Here is a 1,672-nt window from a genome sequence, read left to right as displayed (position 1 = left end):
CCTAGTATCGATTGTGCTGGAGGCCTTTTTGTCTCAAAGCCTCGTCAGGTGCGCGGCAGGGCGTAGGCGATCAGCCAGTCCCCCGTGCGCGTACCGAGCGAGCCGTGTCCGCCCGCCGCCACCACGATGTACTGCCGGCCATCGGCCCCGGTGTAGGTCATCGGGGTGGCCTGGCCGCCCGCGGGCAGGCGGCTCTTCCACAGTTCGTTGCCGTTGGAGACGTCGTAGGCCCGCACGTAGTAGTCGAGCGTGCCGGACAGGAAGGCCACGCCGCCGGCCGTGGTCACCGGGCCGCCCAGGTTGGGCACGCCCATCTTGAACGGCACGGGCACGGGGGCCAGGTCGCGCACGGTGCCGTTCTTGTGCTTCCAGATGATCTTGCCCGTGGTCAGGTCCGCGCCGGCCACGTAGCCCCAGGGCGGCGCCTGGCAGGGAATGCCCAGCACCGAGACGAAGGGCTTCAGGCGCACGGCGAACGGCGCGCCCACGTTTTCGTTCAGCGCGGGCAGCATGCCGTGCGGTGGCGCGCCGCCGGGCTGGACCAGCAAGGTGGTGTCGTCGGTGCGCGGGATCAGCTGCGAGGTGAAGGCCAGGTAGGTGGGCGTGGTGAACGCCATCTCGCGCTGCGGGTCCACGGCCACGCCGCCCCAGTTGAACACGCCGAAGTTGCCGGGATAGACCAGGGTGCCGCGGGTGGAGGGCGGGGTGAAGCGGCCTTCGAAGCGCAGCTTCTCGAACGCGATGCGGCACATGAGCTGGTCAAAGAGGGTCACGCCCCACATGTCCGCGCCGGTGAGCGGTGCGGGGTCGAACGACAGGGCCGATTTGGGCTGCGTGGGCGCGGTGCGGTCGCCCTCGGCGGCGCCCTGGGGGGCGGGCACCTCGGTGACTGGCAGGATGGGGGTGCCGGTGCGACGGTCGAGCACGAAGACCTCGCCCTGCTTGGTGGGCTGCACCAGCGCGGGCACGCGCTCGCCCTTGACGGTCAGGTCCACCAGGCTGGGCTGCGCGGGCACGTCGTAGTCCCACAGGTCGTGGTGCACGGTCTGGAAGTGCCAGCGCACGCGGCCGGTGGCCAGTTCGAGCGCCACGACGGAGGACGAATAGCGCTCCACCTCGGGGCTGCGGCGGCCGCCCCACTGGTCGGGCGGCTGGTTGCCCATGGGCACGTAGACCAGGCCCAGGGTTTCATCCACGCTGGAGATCGACCAGCTGTTGGGCGAATTGGCGGTGTAGGTCTCGCCGGGGCCGATGGGCGCGGTGGCCTCGGGCTTGGCCGAATCCCAGTTCCACACCAGCGCGCCGGTGTGCACGTCGTACGCGCGGATCACGCCGGACTGCTCCTTGGTGGAGGCGTTGTCCAGCACGGTGCCGCCAATGATGACGAGATCGCGCGTGACCACGGCGGGCGAGGTGGAGTAGTAAGCGCCGGGGCGGCGGTTGGGCATGCCGGTCCACAGGTCGATCTGCCCGGTGCCGTTGCCGAAGTCGGTGCACAGGCCGCCGGTGCGCGGGTCCAGCGCGAGCAGCCGGCCATCGGCCGTGGGCATGAACAAACGCCCTTCGCAGGACGCCGTGGGCAGGGCGGGTGCCGAGGCCGGCACGGGTGTGGCCGGCGTGGCTGTGGGTGGGGAAGAGGGCGCTGGCGCGGCCGTCGGAACGGCCGCGGCGC

At 71.2% G+C, this 1,672-nt stretch carries 1 protein-coding gene; it reads right to left on the bottom strand.

Going from position 1 to position 1,672, the window contains the following annotated elements; all coding sequences use genetic code 11:
• Positions 1–44: 44 nt before the first annotated feature.
• On the bottom strand, positions 45–1,672 hold a 1,628-nt coding region (locus tag AC27IO_RS23920), incomplete at its 5' end, for an outer membrane protein assembly factor BamB family protein (protein ID WP_498741153.1).

The sequence above is a fragment of the Acidovorax sp. KNOB132 genome, assembly GCF_057541515.1.
The sequence above is the reverse complement of the archived record's forward strand: the minus strand, read 5'-3'. Positions and strand labels throughout refer to the sequence as shown.